At 73.6% G+C, this 16,945-nt stretch carries 17 protein-coding genes; 9 read left to right on the top strand and 8 right to left on the bottom strand.

The genetic code is table 11. The features are described 5' to 3' along the window. The first annotated feature begins 106 nt into the window (after nt 1-106). Together dnaA and proC are read left to right on the top strand one after the other, a co-directional pair. The gene (gene dnaA / locus H596_RS24365) at nt 107-1,534 is read left to right on the top strand and encodes a chromosomal replication initiator protein DnaA (protein ID WP_027284395.1); all 1,428 of its coding nucleotides are present in this window, start codon (nt 107-109) and stop codon (nt 1,532-1,534) included. A gap of 3 nt (nt 1,535-1,537) precedes the next feature. Then, nucleotides 1,538-2,347 carry a pyrroline-5-carboxylate reductase gene (gene proC / locus H596_RS24360; RefSeq protein ID WP_027284394.1) on the top strand — a complete coding sequence of 270 codons (810 nt, stop codon included), beginning with the start codon at nt 1,538-1,540 and terminating at the stop codon, nt 2,345-2,347. A 21-nt stretch (nt 2,348-2,368) separates the two neighbouring features. Here the strand turns inward: proC and H596_RS0107730 are convergent, their stop codons facing one another. Together H596_RS0107730 and H596_RS0107725 are read right to left on the bottom strand one after the other, a co-directional pair. Next, nucleotides 2,369-2,692 (bottom strand): NIPSNAP family protein, encoded by a 324-nt coding sequence (locus H596_RS0107730; RefSeq protein WP_027284393.1) that lies wholly within the window; start codon nt 2,690-2,692, stop codon nt 2,369-2,371. A 172-nt stretch (nt 2,693-2,864) separates the two neighbouring features. After that, nucleotides 2,865-3,671, bottom strand: a complete 807-nt coding sequence (locus tag H596_RS0107725; RefSeq protein ID WP_051212625.1) for a ferredoxin--NADP reductase — start codon at nt 3,669-3,671, stop codon at nt 2,865-2,867. A 116-nt stretch (nt 3,672-3,787) separates the two neighbouring features. On the opposite strand from H596_RS0107725, the gene H596_RS0107720 reads away from it, so the two are divergent. The 4 genes from H596_RS0107720 to H596_RS0107705 all read left to right on the top strand — a co-directional run bounded on the left by H596_RS0107720 (nt 3,788) and on the right by H596_RS0107705 (nt 7,829). After that, complete coding sequence (locus H596_RS0107720; protein ID WP_051212623.1) at nt 3,788-4,498, top strand: GNAT family N-acetyltransferase; 711 nt, start codon at nt 3,788-3,790, stop codon at nt 4,496-4,498. 91 nt (nt 4,499-4,589) lie between these two features. Next, entirely contained in the window at nt 4,590-5,972 is a 1,383-nt protein-coding gene (locus H596_RS0107715; RefSeq protein ID WP_027284390.1) for an esterase-like activity of phytase family protein, read from the top strand. Between the two features lie 136 nt (nt 5,973-6,108). Next, nucleotides 6,109-7,311 (top strand): amidase, encoded by a 1,203-nt coding sequence (locus H596_RS0107710; RefSeq protein ID WP_051212621.1) that lies wholly within the window; start codon nt 6,109-6,111, stop codon nt 7,309-7,311. Further along, a complete protein-coding gene (locus H596_RS0107705) occupies nt 7,308-7,829 on the top strand; it encodes a GNAT family N-acetyltransferase (protein ID WP_027284388.1) in 522 nt (173 codons plus the stop codon). Before H596_RS0107710 ends, H596_RS0107705 begins: the two co-directional genes overlap by 4 nt. A gap of 28 nt (nt 7,830-7,857) precedes the next feature. Here H596_RS0107705 and H596_RS0107700 read toward each other — a convergent pair whose 3' ends face one another. From H596_RS0107700 to H596_RS0107675, 6 genes are all read right to left on the bottom strand, one after another. Then, complete coding sequence (locus H596_RS0107700) at nt 7,858-8,685, bottom strand: metallophosphoesterase family protein (RefSeq protein ID WP_027284387.1); 828 nt, start codon at nt 8,683-8,685, stop codon at nt 7,858-7,860. 80 nt (nt 8,686-8,765) lie between these two features. Next, complete coding sequence (locus H596_RS0107695) at nt 8,766-10,037, bottom strand: ABC transporter substrate-binding protein (RefSeq protein WP_037300522.1); 1,272 nt, start codon at nt 10,035-10,037, stop codon at nt 8,766-8,768. Nucleotides 10,038-10,066: 29 nt separating this feature from the next. Further along, the gene (locus H596_RS0107690) at nt 10,067-11,338 is read right to left on the bottom strand and encodes an ABC transporter substrate-binding protein (protein ID WP_245583969.1); all 1,272 of its coding nucleotides are present in this window, start codon (nt 11,336-11,338) and stop codon (nt 10,067-10,069) included. A gap of 11 nt (nt 11,339-11,349) precedes the next feature. After that, nucleotides 11,350-12,168, bottom strand: coding sequence for a carbohydrate ABC transporter permease (locus tag H596_RS0107685; protein WP_027284384.1), 819 nt, complete (start codon nt 12,166-12,168; stop codon nt 11,350-11,352). Further along, entirely contained in the window at nt 12,161-13,078 is a 918-nt protein-coding gene (locus H596_RS0107680; RefSeq protein ID WP_027284383.1) for a carbohydrate ABC transporter permease, read from the bottom strand. The genes H596_RS0107685 and H596_RS0107680 overlap by 8 nt, the downstream gene beginning before the upstream one ends. Further along, a complete protein-coding gene (locus H596_RS0107675; RefSeq protein WP_027284382.1) occupies nt 13,071-14,198 on the bottom strand; it encodes an ABC transporter ATP-binding protein in 1,128 nt (375 codons plus the stop codon). The genes H596_RS0107680 and H596_RS0107675 overlap by 8 nt, the downstream gene beginning before the upstream one ends. A 133-nt stretch (nt 14,199-14,331) precedes the next feature. Between H596_RS0107675 and H596_RS0107670 the strand changes: the two genes are divergently transcribed. From H596_RS0107670 to H596_RS0107660, 3 genes are read left to right on the top strand one after another with little or no spacing between them, the layout of a single operon-like run. Further along, nucleotides 14,332-15,219 (top strand): cation diffusion facilitator family transporter, encoded by an 888-nt coding sequence (locus tag H596_RS0107670; protein ID WP_027284381.1) that lies wholly within the window; start codon nt 14,332-14,334, stop codon nt 15,217-15,219. Beyond that, complete coding sequence (locus H596_RS24555) at nt 15,216-16,190, top strand: energy transducer TonB (protein WP_027284380.1); 975 nt, start codon at nt 15,216-15,218, stop codon at nt 16,188-16,190. Before H596_RS0107670 ends, H596_RS24555 begins: the two co-directional genes overlap by 4 nt. A gap of 49 nt (nt 16,191-16,239) precedes the next feature. Next, nucleotides 16,240-16,800, top strand: coding sequence for a cob(I)yrinic acid a,c-diamide adenosyltransferase (locus tag H596_RS0107660; protein WP_027284379.1), 561 nt, complete (start codon nt 16,240-16,242; stop codon nt 16,798-16,800). Nucleotides 16,801-16,945: the final 145 nt, after the last annotated feature.

The raw sequence follows: 16,945 nt of genomic DNA, 5'->3' as shown, positions 1-16,945 counted from the left end.
CCGGGGCCGTCCCTCAAGAACCAAGGGTGCCGGCGCTGGAGCCCCCGCTCCCTCGCCGGATGGCGGGCGAGGGCGCTGCGCCCTGGCGGAAAGGCAGAGGTCGAGGATGGAGCACGAGTCCGGCGAGCGTTCCCCCAGCAATGCCGGAAAATCCGCCGCCGCCTGGGCCAAGGTCCGCGCGCGCCTGCGCCAGGAGGTGGGCGAAGCCGAGTATCGGAGCTGGCTCAAGCAGATGACGCTGGCCGGGCAGGAGGGCGACACGCTCGACATCACCCTGCCCACGCGCTTCCTGCGCGACTGGGTGCGCGAGCATTACGGCGACCGGCTGCGCGCGCTGTGCCAGGCCGAGATGCCCGGCGTGCGCCGGGTGGAGCTGCGGGTGGCCGCCGGCGGGGCCGCCGCCGGCACGGCGGCGCGCGAGACGGCCGAGCCGGCCGCGCCGCTCGCCGAGCGCCTCTCCCCCGCGCCCACCCCGACCCCGGCCCAGGCCGAGGCCCAGCGCGGCGACTGGATGCTGCCGCTCGACCCGCGCTGGACCTTCGACAGCTTCGTGATCGGCAAGCCCAACGAGTTCGCCCATGCCTGCGCCCGCCGCGTGGCCGAGCGCCCGGCCCAGGCGGGGTTCAACCCGCTCTTCCTCTACGGCGGGGTGGGGCTCGGCAAGACGCACCTGATGCACGCCATCGCCTGGGCGCTGCGCGCGCGCGATCCGAGCCTGCAGGTCGCCTACATGTCGGCCGAGAAGTTCATGTACCGCTTCATCAACGCGCTGCGCACGCAGAACACGATGGAGTTCAAGTCGCAGCTCCGCTCCGTCCATGTGCTGATGGTGGACGACCTGCAGTTCCTGATCGGCAAGGACAACACGCAGGAGGAGTTCTTCCACACCTTCAACGCGCTGATCGACGCGGGCAAGCAGATCGTCATCTCCGCCGACAAGGCGCCCAACGACCTCTCGGGCATCGAGGACCGGCTGCGCACCCGCCTCTCCGGCGGCATCGTGGCCGACCTGCACGCCACCACCTACGAGCTGCGCCTCGCCATCCTCGACGCCAAGGCCGCCCAGGCCGGGGTGGAGGTGCCGCCGCGCGTGCTCGAGCTGCTGGCGCGCAAGATCGCGACCAATGTGCGCGAGCTGGAGGGCGCGCTGAACCGCATCCTCGCCCACGCCAAGCTGTTCGGCCGGCCCGTCACCCTCGAGATGGCGACCGACGCGCTGGGCGACATCCTGCGCGCGCACGACAAGCGCGTCTCGATCGACGACATCCAGCGCAAGGTGGCCGAGCACTACAACATCCGCCTGACCGAGATGGCCTCCTCGCGCCGCTCGCGCTCGGTGGCGCGGCCGCGGCAGGTGGCGATGTATCTCGCCAAGCAGCTCACCTCCCGCTCCCTGCCCGAGATCGGCAAGCGCTTCGGCAACCGCGACCACACCACCGTGCTGCACGCCGTGCAGCGCATCACCGCGCTCATGCAGGAGGATCCGGCCTTCGCCGAGGACGTGACGCTGCTGCGCAAGATGCTGGAGAGCTGACGCATGGCCCTGCCGCCCCTGCTGCTTCTCGGCTGCGGCAAGATGGGGGGTGCGATGCTGGCCGGCTGGCTCGAGCAGGGGCTCGATCCGGAAAGCCTGGTGGTGGAGCCGCACGCCCCCGCCTTCGCCCCCTTCGCAGGGCGGCTGCGCCATGTCGCCGCCGCCGCCGACATCCCCCCGGGCTTCGCCCCGGCGGCCGTGATCCTCGCCACCAAGCCGCAGGAGGCGCCGGCGGCGCTGCCGCTGCTGCGGGGGCTGGTGCGGCCAGGGACGGTGTTCCTCTCCATCATGGCCGGCCGCACCGTGGCGGGCATGACGGCCCTGCTGGGCGAGGGCGCGCGGGTGGTGCGCGCCATGCCCAACACCCCCGCCGCCGTGCGCCAGGGCTTCACCGTGGCCTTCGCCGGCCCGGGGGTGGACGCGGCCCAGCGCGCCCTGTGCGACCGGCTGCTGTCGGCCATCGGCGAGGCCGCCTGGGTGGAGGAGGAGGGGCTGCTTGACCCCGTCACCGCCGTCTCGGGCGGCGGGCCGGCCTATGTGTTCCTGCTGGCCGAGGTGCTGGAGCAGGCGGCGCTGGCCCAGGGCATCCCGCCCGATCTCGCGCGGCGCATGGCGCGCGCCACGGTCGCCGGCTCGGGCGCGCTGCTGGCCGCGAGCGCGGAGGACGCGGCGCAGCTTCGCCGCAACGTCACGAGCCCCAAGGGCACGACCGAGCGCGCCCTGGCCGTGCTGATGCGCGAGGGCGCGCTGCCCGACCTGATGCGCGAGGCGATCGCCGCCGCCACCGCCCGCTCGCGCGAGCTTGCGGGGTGAGGGGGCGGCGCGCCCCCCGCATCAGTCCTGCCATTTCACCGTGAGGAAGGGCGCGGGCATGAGCAGCTTCGACTCCTGCGTGGCCACGCAGGGGCGCACCTTCTTGAGGTAGTCGAGCCAGCCCTGGTCCTTGAACAGGGCGGCGCGGCGCTCCGCGCGCTCGGCCAGGCTCTCATAGGCCCACATGTGGATCACCTGGTTCAGCGGGCCGAACTCGGTGGTGTAGTAGCCCACCATGCGCCCCAGGATGCGCTTCTGGATGGGCATGCCCTCGGCCTCGTAGGTGGCGAGGTAGAAGGCCGTCTGGCCCGGGTGCAGCGTGTAGATGCGCTCTTCGACGATCATGCTTTCCTGCCCTCAGAGGCCGGGCGCGCGCTGCGTGCCGGGCTTCGCCGCGCGGCGGGGAGATCCGGCCACGCTGTGGAGTGGGCGGCGCCGGCCGCGCCCGCGGCCGGATCCTCGCGCTGAGGCGCCCGGGGCCGAGCGTCGCGCCGGGCGGGGAGTCTGTCCAGGCGGGCTACTTCGTCACGAAGGCCTTCTCGAGCACATAGGTCCCGGGCGCGCTGTTGCTGCCCTCGACGAAGCCGCGCGCCTCCAGCAGCGCCTTGCAGTCGGCGTTCATCGCCTCGCTGCCGCAGATCATCGCGCGGTCATGCTCGGGCGAGAGGGGCGCCACCCCGGCCTCGCGCTCGGCGAGGCCCTGTTCGAGGCGCGTGGTGATGCGCCCCTGCACCGGGAAGGGCTCGCGCGTCACGGCCGGCAGGTAGATCAGCTTCTGCGCCACCATCTCGCCCAGCAGCTCGTGGCGCGGCAGCTCCTGGGTGATGAGCTCGCGGTAGGCGAGCTCGGCCACCTGCCGCACCGTGTGCGCCAGCACCACGCGCTCGTAGCGGTCGTAGATCTCGGGGTCGCGGATCAGCGACATGAAGGGCGCGAGCCCCGTGCCGGTGGCGAGCAGCCAGAGGTTGCGCCCGGGCAGCAGGTTCTCCGGCACCAGCGTGCCCACGGGCTTCTGGCCGATCAGCACCCGCTCGCCCACCCGGATGTGCTGCAGCCGCGAGGTGAGCGGCCCGTCCGGCACCTTGATGGAGAGGAACTCCAGATGCTCCTCCCAGGCGGGGCTGACCATGGAATAGGCGCGCGTCAGCGGCTTTCCCTCCACCATCAGCCCGATCATGGTGAACTGGCCGGAGGTGAAGCGCAGCGCCGGCGCACGGGTGCAGCGGAAGGAGAAGAGCCGGTCGGTCCAGTGATGGACCCAGGTGACCTCCTCGAGCGTGTAGCCCTTGGGCGCGGTCAGGACGGCGTCGGCGGTCTCGGTCATCGGGCGCTCTTGCATGACGGCCCGCCTATGCGGGGCGGACGCGGCGGGCGCAAGTGGACATGTTGCAACCCCGGCCCGCCTTGCGCGGGCGCAAGCCGCGCGCGAGCCTTGGGCGCATGGCCGATTTCCTCCCGCCCCGCGATCCCGAGACCGACCCCCCGCTCGGCCCTCGCGTGGACCCCACGCCCCGCCCGCTGCCCGCCCGCGTGCCGCACCGCGGCCGCAGCGTGGATCTCGAGCCGCTGCACATGCGCCATGTGCCCGATCTCTGGCGCGCCTGCCTCTCCGACCCCACGGGCGCCTCCTTCGCCTACATGGGCTACGGGCCCTTCGCCGACGAGGCGGCGCTTGGTCAGTTCATCGGCGGCTTCGCCACCACCCATGACCCGATGGTCTGGGCGGTGCGCCCGCACCGCACGGGCACGGTGGATGGCTGGCTCTCGCTGATGGAGATCTTCCCCGCCCACGCCAACATCGAGATCGGCAACATCTGGTTCAGCCCGCGCATGCAGCGCACCCGCGCGGCCACCGAGGCGATGTTCCTGCTGATGCGCCATGCGATGGACGATCTCGGCTACCGCCGCCTCGTCTGGAAATGCCATGCGCTGAACGCGCCCTCGCGCCGGGCGGCGGCGCGGCTCGGCTTCACCTATGAGGGCACGCTGCGCAACATCCTGGTGGTGAAGGGGCGGCGGCGGGACACGGCCTGGTTCTCGATCCTCGAGGAGGAATGGCCCGCCCGGCGCGAGGCCATCGCCGCCTGGCTCGACGACGCGAACTGGGACGCCTCGGGCGCGCCGCGCAACTCCCTCTCGCGCGGCGGCTGACCGACGAGATTCATTTCGGCGTCATTCGCGCGTCATCTCGGCGCTCTAGGCGCACGCCCGCCCCGAGACTGGGGAAAGGGAGAGTCTTTCCATGCGCCGTCTTCTGCTCGCCACCACCGCGCTGCTCGGCCTCGCCGCCGGGACCGCCAGCGCCGATACGCGCTTCGAGGCGCGGCTCGCCGGCCAGGCCATCCTGCCCGCCGGCACCTTCATCCAGCCGCCGGCCGATGCGCCCGAGTATTTCCGCATTTCCGGCCGCTTCACCGGCCCCGGCAACGCGCGCGTGGAGCAGCCCGGCAGCCGCCCGAGCGTGAGCCTGCCCGGCTATGGCGACCGCCCCACCGGCCTTTCGCTGCCCTTCCAGGGCCAGCCCGTGCAGGGCTTCTCCGGCATCAAGCCCGCCGGCGACGGCAGCTACTGGGTGACGAGCGACAACGGCTTCGGCAACCGCCGCAACTCGGCGGATGCGCTGCTCTACCTCTTCCGTGTCCGCCCGAACTGGCAGACCGGCCAGGTGACGGTGGAGCGCAGCATCGCGCTCTCCGACCCCAACCGCGTGGCGCCCTTCCCGATCCTGACGGAAGCGACGGCCAGCCGCTATCTCACCGGGCAGGACTTCGACATCGAGAGCATCCAGCCGCTGCCCGACGGCAGCTTCCTGATCGGCGACGAGTTCGGCCCCTATCTGCTGCACGTGGACGGCGAGGGCCGGCTGCTGCGCGTCATCGAGACGATGCTGGACGGCCAGGTGCTGCGCGCGCCCGAGCATCACGCCAACGTGATCCCCGCCAACCCGACCCAGGGCCTGGGCTTCCGCGTGCGCCGTTCGGGCGGCTACGAGGGGCTGGCGCTGACGCCGGACGGCCGCACCGCCTGGGCGCTGATGGAGCAGACGCTCTTCGCCCCCAACAGCGCCGAGGCCGAGGGCGCCTTCCTGCGCGTGCTGGAGTTCGACGTGACGCGCATGGCCTGGACGGGCCGCACGGTGCGCTACCGCCTCGAGCCCGGCGCCACGGCGATCGGCGACTTCAACTTCATCGACGACCGCCGCGCCCTGGTCATCGAGCGCGACAACGGCGAGGGCGACCCCTCCCGCGCCTGCGCCCAGGGCCAGACCAGCACGCACCAGGCCCCCTGCTTCGCCATGCCCGCGCGCTTCAAGCGCGTCTATCTCGTGGACATGGGCGCGGTGGACGCCGAGGGCTTCGTGCGCAAGATCGGCCACATCGACCTGATGGCCATCCGCGACCCCGAGCGCATCGCCCGCCAGCGGGGGGACCGCGCGCCGGGCGCGGACGACACGGTGTTCACCTTCCCCTTCTTCACCATCGAGAACGTGGCGATGGTGGATGCCGACCACATCATCGTCGGCAACGACAACAACCTGCCCTTCTCGGCGGGCCGGCACCTCACCCGCGCCGACGACAACGAGCTGATCCTGCTGCACGTGCCGGAATTCCTGCGCGCGCGCTGATCGCCTCGGCAGGTGAACGGCGGCGCCCGGCGGGATCCCTCCCGCCGGGCGTATGCCTTTCCCGGCGCCGCACGCCTTGCGCGCCGCGCCCCGCCGCATAGCATGGCGCGCCCGTCCCACGCCCGAGAGGTCCGCCTTGACCCCCGCCCCCGACACCGCCCAGGCCTTCATCCCCGGCGAGCGCCTGATCCTGCCGCCCACCGGCGCGGGCGCGCTCGACGGGCTGACCTTCGCGGTGAAGGATCTTTTCGACATCGCCGGCCACCCCACCAGCTACGGCAACCCGGACTGGGAGCGCACCCACCCCGTCGCGGCCGCCACCGCCCCGGCCGTGCTCGCGCTGCTGGAGGCGGGGGCGCGCTGCGAGGGCAAGACCAAGACGGTGGAGCTGGCCTATGGCCTGACGGGCGAGAATGTCTGGCACGGCACGCCCCTCAACCCCGCCGCGCCGGATCGCTTCCCCGGCGGCTCCTCCTGCGGCTCGGCCGCCGCGGTGGCCGCCGGCACGGTGGACTTCGCGCTCGGCTCCGACACCGGCGGCAGCGTGCGCATCCCGGCCAGCTATTGCGGCGTCTTCGGCATCCGGCCGAGCTGGGGGGCGGTGAGCCTCGCCGGCGCCTGCCCGCTGGGGCCGAGCTTCGACACCTGCGGCTGGTTCGCCCGCAGCGCCGCCGTGCTGCAGCGCGTGGGCGAGGTGCTGCTGCCCGCCGAGGCCAGCGACGCGCCGCTCGGCCCCGTGCTGAAGGTAAACGAGGCCTGGATCAACGCCCGCCCGGCCACCGCCGCCGCCATGGCCCCGGCGATGGCGGCGCTGGAGCGGCTGACGGGCCCGGCCCTGCCGGTGGATGTCGCGCCCGAGGGGCTGCCCGCCCTCTACGAACATTTCCGCTGCATGCAGGCGCAGGAGGCCTGGGCCTCGCTCGGCGCCTGGATCGCCGCGACCCAGCCGCAGTTCGGCCCCGGCGTGGGCGAGCGCTTCGCCGCGGCGCGCGACATGCCGCCCGCGAAGGCCGCCCAGGGCCGCGCCTTCCGCCGCGTCTTCAAGCGCCGCATGGCCGCGCTGCTGGCCGGCGGCGCGGTGCTGGCCTACCCCACCAGCCCCATTCCCGCCCCGAAGCTCGGCGCGAGCCAGGCCGAGCAGAACGCGGTGCGCGAGAGCACCATGGGTGTGACCGCCATCGCCGGCCTCGCCTCGCTCTGCGAGGTGAGCCTGCCCGTGGGCAAGGTGGAGGGCGCGCCGGTCGGCCTCTCCCTCGTCGCCGGCGCGGGGCGGGACCGCGCGCTGCTCGCCCTCGCCACGCGGCTCGCGGCCGAGCTCGGCCTGCCGGCGGCGGCATGATCATCCGCGACGCCACCCTGGCCGACATCCCGGCCATCGCCGCCATCTACGCGCACCATGTGCTGCACGGCACCGGCACCTTCGAGGAGACTCCGCCCGGCGAGGACGAGATGGCCGCGCGCATGGCGAAGGTGCAGGGCGCGGGCCATGCCTGGCTGGTGGCCGAGCAGGAGGGGCGAGTGGCGGGCTATGGCTACTACGCCCCCTTCCGCGAGCGCAGCGCCTACCGCTTCACCGCCGAGGACAGCATCTATGTGCGCGAGGACGTGCGCGGCATGGGCGTGGGCAAGGCGCTGGTGCAGGCGCTGCTGGCCCGCGCCGAGGCCGCGGGCATGCGCCAGATGATCGCCGTGATCGGCGACAGCGAGAATGTCGGCTCCATCGGCCTGCACGCGGCGCTGGGCTTCCGCCAGGTGGGGGTGATGAAGGCGGTGGGCCTCAAGTTCGGCCGCTGGCTCGACGTGGTGACCATGCAGCGCGCGCTGGGCGAGGGCGAGCACAGCCTGCCCGAGGGGTAGCGACAGCGCCGCCGACCGGCTCCTGCGCTCACGCCAGCGGGCGCAGCGGGCCGTAGGCCTCCGGGATCAACCCGATGTCGTGCAGCGCGAGGCCGTCCACCAGGCGCAGGTGGTGCTCGGCCGTGCCGTCCTCGTGCAGCACATGCTCCATCCAGCCCAGCAGCTTGCTGCCCAGCGGCTTCTGCCAGGCGTCGCCCACGATGAAGCCGGTCGCCGGCGCCCAGAGCTGCAGCAGCCCGTCGGTGCGGTGCACGCGATGCTGGTGGATGTGGCCGGAGGCGACGAAGGCGGGCCGCCGCTCGCCGAACAGCGCGAGCAGCCGCGCGCGCGGCGCGGGCAGCACGGGCCAGTAGGTCACCGCCGCATCGTCCAGCCGCTGCTCGGTCATCGGCTTGTGCTGGAACAGGGCGAGGCGGCGCGCCCCGGCGGTGGCCACCGCCTCCTCCAGCAGCGCCCATTGCGCCTCGGCCTCGGGCGCGGTGAGGGATTGGGTGTCGAGGCCGATCAGCCGCCAGCCCGGGAGGTCATGCACCCAGGCATGGCCGCCGAAGACGCGCCGCCAGCGCGCGAGCCGCTCGGCGGTCACCGGCTGGCGGCCGCCCAGCACCGGCTCGTCGCCGATGTCGTGGTTGCCGGGCAGGGCGCGCCATTCCGCGCCGAGTTCCGCATGGCGGGCGGCGGCGTGGCGCAGATCCTCCTCGTCCTCCGCGCCGTCGAGCGAGAGGTCGCCGGTGGCGATGAGCAGATCGGGCCGCGCGGCGCGCACCGCCTCGGCCACCAGGTCGAAATTGCCCTCGAAGCGCGGGAAGCGCGGCGAGAGATGGGCGTCGCTGAGCTGGGCGATGCGGACGGGCATGCGGGCAGTCTCGCAGGAAAGGGCGCGCAGGGGCAGGGGAGGGGCCGCCGGGCGCGGCGCGCGCGCCCGGCGGGGCGGCCTCAGCCGCGCGGGCGCGGCAGCAGGCGGCGCACCTCGGCGGCCATGTCGGCCAGCACCTGCTCCGGCGTGGCGCGCTGCTCCACGATGCGGGCCTGCTGGTCCACCATGGTCTGGGTCACGCGCACCGAGTTCGCGCCGGGGAAGGCATACCAGGGGATCATGATGTTCGCCTGGCGCGTCGCCGCCTGGAAGAGCGGGTTCTGGCGGTAGAACTCGCCGAGCCAGCGCGGATCGTCGATGGCGAGCTGGTTGGTCGGCACATAGCCCGTGTTCTGCACCATGAGCGTGGTGCCCTCGGCGCTGGTGGAGAAGCGCAGGAACTTCCACGCCGCCTCGCGCTTCGCGGGGTCGCGCGCGATGAGCATGCCCGCCGCCCCCCCGGTGGGCAGGCGGCCGCGCACGGGGTCGATCACCGGCATCACGGTGGTGCGCAGCTCGAAGTTGCGGCCCACCTGCTGCATGGTCCCGCGCAGCGCCGCCGTGGTCCAGAAGAACATGCCGAGCCGGCCCGCGGCGAAGGCCTGCTGCGCGGCGTCGCGCGCGAGGTTGGGCATGCCGCCCTCCTTCACCATGCGGTCGAGCAGGCGCAGCGCGCCGAGCCCCTCGGGCCCGGCGAAGGCCACATCGCGCTCGTCCTCCGTCAGCATCCGCCCGCCATGGCCGAAGAGCAGGGCGGAGAACATCCAGTCATCGCCCGGCCAGGCGTACCAGAAGCCTTCGGTGCCGCCGCCCAGCGCCTTGATGCGGCGGCTGAGCTCGAAGACGCCGTCCCAGCTCGTGGGCATCGCGTCCGGGTTGCCGCCGGCGCGGCGCACGAGATCGGCGTTGTAGTACATGATCGGGTTGGAGGCGGCGTAGGCGAGGCCCGACTGGAAGCCGCCGAAATGGGCCAGCGCGAGGATGTTCGGCGAGTAGCCCATCGCCGCCGGGTCGCCCTCGGCGCGGAGCAGCGGCATCACGTCCTGCGCGATGCCGCGCTCGGCGAAGAGGCGCAGCCGGTTGAAGCCCTGGTAGCTCAGATCCACCGTGAGGTTCGTCGCCGCCTGGCGGAGGATGAGCTGCATGCCCTCCTCGTAGTTCGGCGTGGTGATCCAGTTGATGCGGATGTTCGGCTCGCGGCGCGCGAAGGCGGCGGCCAGCGCGTCGTAGCTCTCCTTGAAGATCACCGGCTGGGCGTAGTGCACCGTGATCTCCACCGCGCCCTGGGCGCGGGCGAGGCCGGGCAGCGCCAGCGCGCCGCCGATCAGGGGGAGGGAACGTCGGGTGAGCATGTTCGGGGTCTCCTTGCCGGAAAGCTCGGTCAGCCGCGGCCGCGCGGCAGAAGGCGGCGCATCTCGGCCGCCATGTCGGCGAGCGCGACCTCCGGGGTGGCGCGCTGCTCGACGACGCGCATCACGTTGTCCACCACCGCCTGGGTGATCCGCACGGAGTTGGGGCCCGGGAAGGGCGTCCAGGGGATCATCAGGTGCACCTGCTCGGTCGCGGCGCGGAAGAGCGGGTTGTCGCGGTAGAACGCGCCGAGCCAGCGCGGATCCTCGATCGCGATCTGGTTCATCGGCACATAGCCGGTGTTCTGCACCATCAGCGTGGTGCCCTCGGGGCTGGTGGAGAAGCGCAGGAACTTCCACGCCGCCTCGCGCCGGGCGGGGTCGCGCGCGATGAGCGTGCCCGCCGCACCGCCGGTGGGCAGGCGGCCGCGCACCGGGTCCATCACCGGCATGGGCGCGGTCTGCATCTCGAAATTGCGGCCCACCTGCTGGATCATGCCGCGCAGGAAGGCGGTGGAGCGGTAGATGAGGCCGAGCCGCCCGGCGGCGAAGGCCTGGGTCGCTGCGTCGCCCGTGAGCAGGGGCATGCGCGCCTCGCGCACGAAGCGCTCGAGCAGGCGCAGCGCGGCGAGGCCTTCGGGGCCGTTCACCGTCACCTCGCGCTCGTCCTCGGAGAGCATGCGCCCGCCATGGCCGAAGAGCAGCGCCGAGAACATCCAGTCCTCGTTGCCGAGGTTGTAGAACATCCCGTCCACGCCGAGGGCGCGGATGCGGCTCGCGAGCGCGATGATCCCGTCCCAGTCGCGCGGCAGGGCCGCCGGGTCGCCGCCCGCGCGGCGCACGAGATCGGCGTTGAGGAAGGTGATGGGGTTGGAGGCGGCATAGGCGAGCCCCGCCTGGATGCCGCCGAAATGCGCGAGCGCGAGGAGCTGCGGCGTGTAGCCCTGCGCCGCCGGGTCGCCCTCGCGCTGGAGGAAGGGCAGCAGATCCTGCGCGATGCCGCGCTCGGCCAGCAGGCGCAGCCGGTTGAAGCCCTGGTAGGAGACATCCACCGCGAGGTTGTTCGTCGCCGCCTGGCGCAGCAGGAGCTGCAGCCCCTCCTCGTAGTTCGGCGTGGTGATCCAGTTGATCCGGATTTCCGGCTCGCGGGCGGCGAAGGCGGCGGCGATGGCCTCGAAGCTCGCGCGGAAGATCACGGGCTGGGGCACATGCACCGCGATCTCCACGCCGCGCTGCGCGCGCAGCACATGCGGCGTGAAGAGCGAGAGGGCGGTGGCCGCGCCGAGGCCGCGACGGTCGAGCATGGCGATCTCCTTCATCCCTTGAGGCCGGTGGTGGCGATGCCCTCGACGAAGCGCCGCTGGGCGAACAGGAAGGCGAGGACGAGCGGGGCCGTCATGATCGTGCAGGCGGCCATCAGCGCGGCGAAATCATCGCCTGCCTCCTCGGTGCGGAAGTGCAGCACGCCGAGCGCGGGTGTCGCGTAGTCCGTGCCCGTGAGCACGATCAGCGGCCAGAACAGGTCGTTCCAGTGCGCGACGACGGAGAAGATCGCGAAGGCGGTGGCCGCCGGCCAGGCGTTGGGGAGTGCGACGCGCCAGACGATCGCGCCCTCGCCCATGCCGTCCAGCCGCGCGGCCTGGATCAGCTCGTCGGGCAGCGACTTGAAGAACTGCCGGAAGAGGAAGATGGCGAAGACGCTGATGGTGGAGGGGATGATGAGCGCCGCGTAGCTGTTCAGCCAGCCGAGCTGCGAGAAGGCGACGTAGAGCGGCAGCGCCGGCACATGCGGCGGCACGAGCAGCCCCAGCATCACCGCGCCGAACACCCACTCGCGCCCCGGGAAGCGCAGCTTGGCCAGCGCATAGCCCGCGGGCACGGCGAACAGGAGCTGGAAGGCGAGGATGCCCCCGCAGACGATGACGCCGTTCAGCAGGTATTGCGCCACCGGCACCTCGCGCCAGACGCGGCCGTAGTTCTCCATCCAGGCCGTGCCCGTCTCCGGCAGCAGGGAGAGGCTCGCGCGGAACAGCTCGTCGGTCGCCTTGAGGCTCGCCGAGACCATCCAGATGTAGGGCGCGAGCATCGCGAGCCCGAGCAGGGCGAGCAGCGGCAGCCGCCAGCGGTCAGCCATAATGCACCCGCCGGTCGAGAAGCCGCGTCTGCACCAGCATCAGGGCCAGCACGATGACGAGGAAGACGAGGGTGATGGCCGCGGAATAGCCGAGGCGCAGGAAGGTGAAGCCCTCCGTGTACATGGTGTAGAGCAGCACCTCCGAGGCCTTGTTCGGCCCGCCGCGCGTGAGCACCGCCACCGTGTCGAAGACGCGCACGCTGCGGATCAGCGTGATGGTGACGACGAAGAGGGTGGTGGGCCCGAGCAGCGGCCAGGTGACGAGGCGGAAGCGCGCGAAGGCGGAGTGCACGCCGTCCACGCTCGCCGCCTCGCGCAGCTCGCGCGGGATGGCCGTCAGCCCCGCCATGAACAGCACCATGTTGAAGCCCGCCTGCTCCCACACCCCGATGGAGGCGAGCGAGAGCAGCACCCAGTCGGAGGAGGAGAGCCAGGCCGGCGGCGAAGCGACGCCCAGCACCCGCAGCGCCGCGTTCAGCGGCCCGATGGTGGGGTGCAGCAGATACTGCCAGGCCGCCGCCATCGCGACCGTGAGGGAGACGACGGGCAGGAAGAACACGGCGCGGAAGAAGGCGCGCCCGCGCGCGCCCGCCTCGATCAGCAGCGCGAGGCCGAGGCCGAGCAGCACCGAGGCCGGCGCCACCAGCCCCACATAGACCACCGTGTTGCGGAAGGACTGCCGGAAGCCGCGATCCGCCCACATCTCCTCGAAATTCTCGAGGCCGATCCAGGCCGGCGGCCAGAGGCCCAGCTCGAAATCGGTGAAGGCCATGGCCACCGCGGCCAGGGTGGGCAGCAGAAGCAGCAGCAGGAAGGAGAGGGCGGCGGGCAGCGAGAGAAGCCAGCCGCCGAGCGCCTCGCCGAGCCTCCGCCGGTGCGGCAGCGCGCCCGAGAGCGCGGCCTCAGACATGCGCGGCCTCGCGCTGCGCCATCGGCAGCCGCCGCCCATCCGCGCCGAAGAGCAGCGCGCGGGCGGGGTCGAAGGCGAGGTGCAGCGCCTCGCCGCGCGCCACGCGCAGCTCGGGCTCGGCGCGCATCACGATCTCCGCCCCGCCGGCCTCGAGGTGGATCAGCTCATGGTCGCCCAGGAACTCGACATGCGCGACGCGGGCGGGAAGGCCCGCTGGCGCGATGCGCCAGTCCTCCGGCCGCACGCCCAGCGTCACCGCCCCGCGCGCGGGGCTCGTGAGCGGCAGGGCCGCGCCGTCCAGCAGCAGCACCCCGTCCTCGCCCACAGCGGCCGGCAGCAGGTTGATGCGCGGGCTGCCGATGAAGGTGGCGACGCGCAGATCGGCCGGGTCGCGGTAGATCGCCTCGGGCGTGCCGAGCTGGAGGATTTCGCCCGCCTGCATCACCGCGATCCGGTCGGCCATGGTCAGCGCCTCGGCCTGGTCGTGCGTCACATAGACGCTGGCCGCCCCGGCGCGGCGATGGATTTCCACGATCTCGCGCCGGGTGGAGACGCGCAGCGCGGCGTCGAGGTTGGAGAGCGGCTCGTCCAGCAGGAACACCGCCGGGCGGCGCACCACGGCGCGGGCCAGCGCCACGCGCTGCCGCTGCCCGCCCGAGAGCTGCGCGGGCTTGCGGTCCAGCAGATGCGCAAGGCCCAGCGGCTCGGCGATGGCGGCCACGTCGCGCGCGATCTCTGCCCGCGCGGCGCGCGAGAACAGCCCGCCCAGCAGCGGCGCGCGCTGCCAGCCGTTCAGCCGCCGCATGGCCAGCGGCACGGCGATGTTCTGCCGCACCGTCAGATGCGGGTAGAGCGCGTAGTTCTGGAACACCATGGCCACGTCGCGCTCGGCGGGGTGGGCGCGGGTCACGTCGCGGCCGTTGATCGTCACCCGGCCCGAGGCGGGGGGCTGCAGCCCGGCCACCACGCGCATCAGCGTCGTCTTGCCGCAGCCCGAGGGGCCGAGCAGCGCCACGAACTCGCCGGGCGCCACGCTGAGCGAGACGCCGCGCAGGATGGGGTTGCCGCCCAGGGTGACGGCGGCCTCCTCGACATGGAGGCCCGAATCGGGGGGTCGCATCGCGGCGCGGCATAGGCCCCCGTCATTGCCGCAGGGCTGCAATGCCGTGACGCTTGCGTGGCAGGGCGCGCGCTTTCCGGCCCGGCCGGGTTTGGCTAGGGTCCGCCCCCGCAACCCGCGCCCTGGAGATCCCTTGCACCGCGCCGAGACCCTCGCCGCCGGCAGCGTCGCCGTCGCCCTCGCCGTGCTCGGCTTCAAGACCGCGGCCTGGTGGATGACGGGCAGCGTCGCCCTCTTCGCGGATGCGCTGGAGAGCGTGGTGAACGTGGCCGCGGCCGGGGCCGCCCTTCTGGCCGTGCGCTACGCGGCCCTGCCGGCGGACGCGAACCATCCCTACGGCCACCACAAGGCCGAGTATTTCTCGGCGGTGCTGGAGGGGGCGCTGATCCTGGTCGCCGCCTTCATCATCCTGCACGAGTGCTGGCAGAGCCTGCAGAACCCCCGCCTGCCCGAGCTCCCGCCCGCCGCGGCGGCGGTGGTGCTGGGGGCCACGCTGATCAACGGCGCCTGGTGCGCCATCCTCTTCCGCCGCGGGCGGCGGCTGCGCTCGCCCGCCCTGCTGGCCGATGCGCGGCACCTGCTCTCGGACGTGGTGACCTCGGTGGGCGTTCTGGTCGGTGTGGCGCTCGCCCTCGCCACCGGGCTGTGGTGGCTCGATCCGCTGCTGGCGGCGCTGACGGCGGGCAACATCGTCTTCAGCGGGGCGCGGCTGGTGCGCGAGAGCGTGGGCGGGCTGATGGACGAGGCGCTCGCGCCCGAGATGCTCGCGCGCATCCGCCGCATCGTGGGCCGGGAGGCGGAAGGCGCGATCGAGGCGCATGACATCCGCTCGCGCCAGGCGGGGCGCTTCACCTTCATCGAGTTCCACCTGGTCGTCCCCGGCGGGATGCGCGTGACCGAGGCGCACGACATCTGCGACCGCATCGAGGCCGCGCTGAAGGCCGAGCTGGGCGAGGCGGTGATCACCATCCATGTCGAGCCCGAGGGCAAGGCCAAGCACCGCGGGGTGGTGGTGCTGTGATCCTCCCCCTCCGCTGGGCGCCCCGGCGGCCGGAGGAGGGGGCGGGCTGGGGCGGCCTCGCCTCGCTTCTGCTGCACGGGGCGCTGGCGGCGGCGCTGCTTCTCCCGCCGGCCTCGCTGCGCCGGGAGGCCGGGCCAGAGCAGGGGGTGGAGCTTCTGTGGGATCCCGACTCGCCCGAGGCGGTGGGGGAGGGGGGCGGGGCGGAGGAGGCCGCCGCACCCGCCGCGCCCGAGGCCCCGCCCGAGCCACCCCTGCCCGGGACGCCGCCGGAACCGCCCGCGCTGGCCGCGCTGGCGCCGCCGCCCGCGCCGCCGCCCGCGCCCTCGGCCGCCGCGCCCGAGAACCCGCCGCCCCCGACATCGCCCCCGCCCGCGCCGCTGGGATCCCCGCCGCCGCTTCCCCTTGGGCCGCTGGCGGAAGCGCCGCCTCCGCCGCCCCCGCCCGCGCTCCCCTCGGCCGAATCCCCGCCCCCCGAGCCCCCGCGGATGGAGGCGGCGCCCCCCGAGCCCCCCCGCCCCGAACCGCTCCGGCGCGACCCGGCCCGGGCCGAACCCGCCCGCCCCGCGCGCCCCGCCCCCCGGCCGCAGGCCAGCGCGCGCCCCGCCCCCGCGCCGGCCCCGCCCGGCCCGGGGGCCCCCGCCGCCGACGCGCCCGGCGCGGGCGAGGCCGGGCAGGGCCGCGCGATCGGCGCCACCGCCCCGCCCGAGCCCGATGAGCGCTATCCCTGCGCCGCCCCCGCCTATCCCGAGATGGCCCGCGCGCGCGGCGAGCAGGGGGTGGTGGTGCTGGAACTCGCCATCGGCACGGATGGGCGCGTGATCACGGCGCGCGTCGCGCGCTCCTCCGGCTTTCCCATGCTCGACGAGGCGGCGCGGCGGGCGGCGCAGGAATGGCGCTTCCGCCCCGCCCGCATCGAGGGCCAGCCCACCCTCGCCACGGTGCAGGCGGCGGTGCAGTTCCGCCTGCAGTGACGCGCCCCATATCCCGCCCCATCAGCCCTTCCGCCGGAGAGTTCCGCCCATGGTTCGCCTCGACGTCATCACCACCCGCGGCGGGGACGCCGGCGAGACCTCGCTCGGCGACGGCAGCCGGGTGCGCAAGGACGCACTGCGCGTCGAGGCCTATGGCACGGTGGACGAGCTCAACGCCGTGCTCGGCCTGCTGCGCCTGCATCTGGAGGGGGATGCGGAGGCCGAGGCGATGATCGGCCGCATCCAGAACGACCTGTTCGACCTCGGCGCCGATCTCTGCGTGCCGGGGGCCGGCGAGGGGCGGCTCAGGGTCAGCCCCGCCCAGGTGGCGCGGCTGGAGCAGGAGGTGGCGGCGATGAACGCCCCCATCCCTCCGCTGCGCAGCTTCGTGCTGCCCGGCGGCAGCCCGGGGGCGGCGCACGCGCATCTCGCGCGCACCGTGGCGCGCCGGGCGGAGCGGCTGGTGGTGGCGCTGGCGGCCGAGGAGGAGGTGAACCCCGAGGCGCTGCGCTACCTCAACCGCCTCTCGGACCACCTCTTCGTCCTCGCCCGCCGCTGCAACGGCAACGGCGCGCGCGACGTGACCTGGACGCCCGGGGCGGGGCGCTGACAGGCCCGGCCATCCGGCCGGCCCTCTCATACCAGCGGCCGCTGATTTCGACTCCTGAGAGGCCGGTGCGGCCGCTGGTATGTCTTTGTTTTGGCGCGCAGCCGCCACACCGGGTCCCATCGAAGCAAAGCTTCGATGGGTGCCC

Source organism: Rubritepida flocculans DSM 14296, assembly GCF_000425365.1.
Taxonomy (GTDB): Bacteria; Pseudomonadota; Alphaproteobacteria; order Acetobacterales; family Acetobacteraceae; genus Roseococcus; species Roseococcus flocculans.
This window is presented reverse-complemented; position numbering and strand designations above follow the sequence as displayed.